This is a genomic window from Albidovulum sp. (assembly GCF_049646345.1).
Taxonomy (GTDB): Bacteria; Pseudomonadota; Alphaproteobacteria; order Rhodobacterales; family Rhodobacteraceae; genus Albidovulum.
Window position 1 is genome coordinate 1 of record NZ_JBARVQ010000029.1, and the last position, 4,263, is coordinate 4,263.

Below are 4,263 nucleotides of genomic sequence, written 5' to 3' on the forward strand. Positions count from 1 at the left end.
AGGCCGCAGGATATGAAACCGATTAGGCGCAACACGCTCTAGCCTTGGGCAACATCTTCCGCACCCGGTTCTGGCCTGCGGGTGAGGCCCCTGTGACGCTCGCCGCACTTTCGGTGCTGATCGGTGCCGGGCTGGTCCTGCCGATGGCCTTGCACAGCGAAGGCGGGCGGCTTGCGGTCCTGTGGGCCGACCGTGAAATCATGGTCCTGATACTGACCGGATCGGTCGTTGTCGCCACGCAATACGTTCTGCAATTCCGTCTGCAGGCCTTGGCGGGCCCGGTCTATATGAGCCAGATCGGAGGCGTTGCCGCGATGGTCGGCGCGGTCCTTGCCGTCACGGCGCTGCGAGAGGCGCTGCCGCCTGCCTTCTGGCCCGCCGTGGCGCTGATCGCTGCCGGAACGGTGCAGTTCCAGCGCGCGGCGCGGCAGAACGGCGACCCTTGACACTTGCCGGGGCGCGGCGCATGGCTTCGCCCCGTCATGGTCGATCTACGCCCCGTCGGTTACGTCATCGGACTCATCATCGCTGTGCTGGGCGCCACGATGGTGCTGCCCTTTACTGTCGACTACGTGCTGGCCACCGGCAATGCACAGGCTTTTGCCGAGTCCGGGATCATCTGCGTGCTGGCGGGCGGGCTGACGGCGATATCCTGCCAGAACCATGCGGGTCAAAGCCTGTCCGTGCGGCAGGCGTTCCTCCTCACCCTTGGCATCTGGTTCCTGGTGCCGTGTTTCGGAGCCTTGCCCTTCGTTATCGGTGCCCCAGATGCCCGGTTTCTGGACGCGTATTTCGAAGCCGCCTCTGGCATTACCACGACCGGGGCGTCGGTCTTTGTCGATGTCGATAGCCTGCCCTCCGGCGTCCATATCTGGCGCGGGATGCTGAACTGGCTGGGCGGTCTGGGCATCGCCTTTATCGCGATGATCTTCCTGCCGGTGATGCGGGTCGGGGGCATGCAGTTCTTTCGTGCGGAAGGGTTCGACACATTCGGTAAGGTCCTGCCGCGCGCCCGCGATATCGCGATTGAGCTGTTCTTTGTCTATGCGGGGCTGACACTGGCCTGCATGGCGGTCTACGGCGCCCTTGGCATGCCGCGGCTGGAGGCTGTGGCACATGGGTTTGCTACGATTGCCACCGGCGGCTTTTCCCCGCGCGCGGCGTCTTTCGCGGGATACGCGCCGGCGATCGAATATGCTGCGGTCCTGTTCATGATCTTGGGCAGTCTGCCCTATATCCGCTATGTGCAGCTGGTCCGGGGCAGCGCCCGGCCGTTGACGGTGGACCCGCAGGTGCGCGCCTATCTGGGCTGGATCGACGCTGCGGTGGTCTCGGTCACGATATGGCGCGTCATGTCGAGCGATCAGGCAGCGGAACCGGCCTTTCGCGAGGCGTTGTTCAATCTTGTGTCGATCATGTCCTCGACCGGGTTCGGCACCGGGTCCTTCGCGATCTGGGGTGGGTTTGCGATCATGGTTGGGCTTTGGCTGGGTGTGATCGGGGCCTGTTCGGGATCGAGCGCGGCGGGCCTGTCGGTGTTCCGGGTACAGATCCTGATGCAGGGACTTTTCGCCGAGATCCGGCGCATCCATTCGTCCCATCGTGTGACCCCGATCAAATATGCCCGCAGGACCGTTGACCGCGATACGCTGGACGCGATCACGCTTTACCTTGGCGCCTATATCCTGACCTTCGGGGTCGTGGCCGTTCTGATCCTCGATACCGGGGTCGATGTTGAATCGGCGATATTCGCGTCCTGGACCTCCATCGGCAATATCGGCTACGGCTACGGCCCGCTGGTCGCGCCGACCGGAACCTTCATCGACTTTCCGGATGTAGCTAAGCTCTTGATGATCCTCGCGATGATCATGGGGAGGCTGTCGCTTCTGTCGGTGTTCGTGGTGGCCTTGCCGCGCTTCTGGCGGGCCTGAAGCCAGCGCAGGTCTTCCGACGATGACATGGTGTGGCTTTCTGGAACGGGGTTTTTCCGGCTTTGTTGCCGGTGCCGCTTATGACGGGCGGGCACTCAGACAGCGTGCATGTTCCAGGCGAACGGCAGCCCCATGTCAAATCTCAGAACCGGCCATCATCGACCGTTAAGTGTACCTTTTGCGATCAAGATCTGGCGCGGAAGATCTGCCTTATCGCGTTTCGGGATTTCGTTAAAACAAGTAGCTGATTTCGAACGAAAAAGGTTCGAATTCTGATTCACTGTAAACCCGAAACGGATAGGTGCCCCTTGAAAGCAGTCTGACGGCGGCAAAGGCAGAACGGTCTGACGGGCGTTCCGTCAGCCCTGATCCTGCTGCCGGGTGCCGCTGAACTGCTGGTCGAACAGCTTCTTGAATGCGCCGCCTTTTTCCAGAAGCTCGTTGGCGGTTCCCTTTTCGACAACCTCGCCCCGGTCCAGCACATAGATGCAGTCGGCCTGAAGGATCGTCGACAGCCGGTGGGCGATGATGATCGTCGTCCGGTCCTTTGTGATCCGGCTCAGCGATTCCTTGATCAGCGCCTCGGAGTTGGCGTCGAGCGCGCTCGTCGCCTCGTCCAGTAGCAGGATCTCGTTGTCGCGCAGGATGGTCCGGGCGATGGAGATGCGCTGCTTCTGCCCGCCCGAGAGGAAGCCGCCATGTTCACCGACCTGCTTTTGGTAGCCTTTGGGCCATTCCATGATGAAGTCATGCGCATGGGCGGCCTTCGCGGCGGCCTCAACCTCTTCATCACTGGCATCGGGGCGGCTGCAGCGGATATTTTCCATGATCGTGGTCGCGAACAGGAAGGTGTCTTGCCCGACGAAGGATATCCGTTTGCGAAGCGACGCAAAGGTCAGCTCCTTCAGGTCCTGGCCGTCGACCGTGATCCGGCCCTTGGTCGGATCGTAAAGCCGCATGACAAGGTTGAAGATCGTTGATTTGCCACTGCCGGACGGCCCGACCAGCGCGGTCGTCTTGCCCGCTTCGAAGACAAGGCTCATCTTCTTGATGACCGGGCGCTTTTTGCCGTAGCCGAACTGCACTTTCTCGAACCGCACTTCGCCCGGGCCTGCGACGAGGTCTTTGGCATCATCGGCTTCCAGCATGACATCGGGCTGGTCGATGATCTCGAACATCAGCCGCACCCGGGCCATCAGCCGTTCCAGCGACACCCGCACCCGCGACAGGCGCTTGGCGGGTTCATAGGCCATGAGCAGAGCGGTGACAAAGGACATGAGCTGACCGGGTGAGGTTGGCTCCCCCCCCATCAGGTTGACCGAACTGATCAGCACCACAGCGGCGATGGCAAAGCCCGACAGCGTTTCCATCAGCGGGCTGGCGATCGATTCCAGCCGGGCGATGGAATTCGCCCGATGCTCGACCTGTTTGACCGCATCCTTCATGCGACCGATCATCCGGTCTTCGAGCGCAAAGACCTTGATGACACGAATGCCGCCCGAGGTTTCCTGAACGATCTTGATGATCTCGGACAGCGCGCTGAGTTCGTTTTCCATGATCGCCCGGACCTTGCGCAGCAAGATCCGGACCGCGATGATCGCAATGGGGCCGATCACGAGGGAGACGAGTGACAAAAGCGGCTGCTGGTAGAACATCACCGCAATCAGGCCCGCCAGCGTCAGAGTGTCCTTGACCGCCGAGGTGACGATCAGGTCAAGCATCTGCCGGGCGGATTCGGCGCTGTTGGTGACCCGCATCAGCAGGCCAGAGGATTCGTTGTTGTCGAAAAACGCGACACCCTGGCCGACCATCTTCAGATAGAGCCGTTCCTGTTGCGTCGCGACGATGCGGTTGCCAGCCTTTTTCATGTAGACCGACTGGATGTAGGAGGCGAGACCCTTGACCGTGAAGATACCCGCGACCATGGCCGCAACGGTGTTCACCCGCGCCCGGTTGCCGGTATCGGTCATCGCATCGACGATGCCTTCCATGACCCATGCGCTCGCCGCTGCGGCAAGAGCAGCAACCACCATCGCGATGACAGCGACGGCGTAGATCTTGCCCTGACTGCGCAGCCCATCCTTTATCAGGCGCATGAACACGCCCGAATCGAGCATGTCGGACCATTTGCCATCCGGGGTGATTGGGTCAACCGGCTCGGCCATGTTTATCGCGATCCCGTTCTCAGATGCTTCTCTGATACGTCAGAGGTATTATTCCTGCACAGGCGACCGGCTGGACGCTGCGGTAACATCGGCACTCTGCGGACAAGGCGCAAGCCCGAATGCCTCACTTAATGCCTGGGGCAAGAATGTCCAGAAGTGAACCGATG

At 61.3% G+C, this 4,263-nt stretch carries 3 protein-coding genes; 2 read left to right on the top strand and 1 reads right to left on the bottom strand.

Features of this window, described 5'->3' with window-relative positions; translation table 11 throughout:
• The first annotated feature begins 44 nt into the window (after positions 1 to 44).
• Complete coding sequence (locus WBB85_RS00725) at positions 45 to 446, top strand: EamA family transporter (RefSeq protein WP_432636702.1); 402 nt, start codon at positions 45 to 47, stop codon at positions 444 to 446.
• Between the two features lie 36 nt (positions 447 to 482).
• On the top strand, positions 483 to 1,931 hold the full coding sequence (locus tag WBB85_RS00730) for a TrkH family potassium uptake protein (RefSeq protein WP_432636703.1): 1,449 nt from the start codon (positions 483 to 485) through the stop codon (positions 1,929 to 1,931).
• Positions 1,932 to 2,290: 359 nt separating this feature from the next.
• Here WBB85_RS00730 and WBB85_RS00735 read toward each other — a convergent pair whose 3' ends face one another.
• On the bottom strand, positions 2,291 to 4,096 hold the full coding sequence (locus WBB85_RS00735; RefSeq protein ID WP_432636704.1) for an ABC transporter ATP-binding protein: 1,806 nt from the start codon (positions 4,094 to 4,096) through the stop codon (positions 2,291 to 2,293).
• Positions 4,097 to 4,263 lie beyond the last annotated feature (167 nt).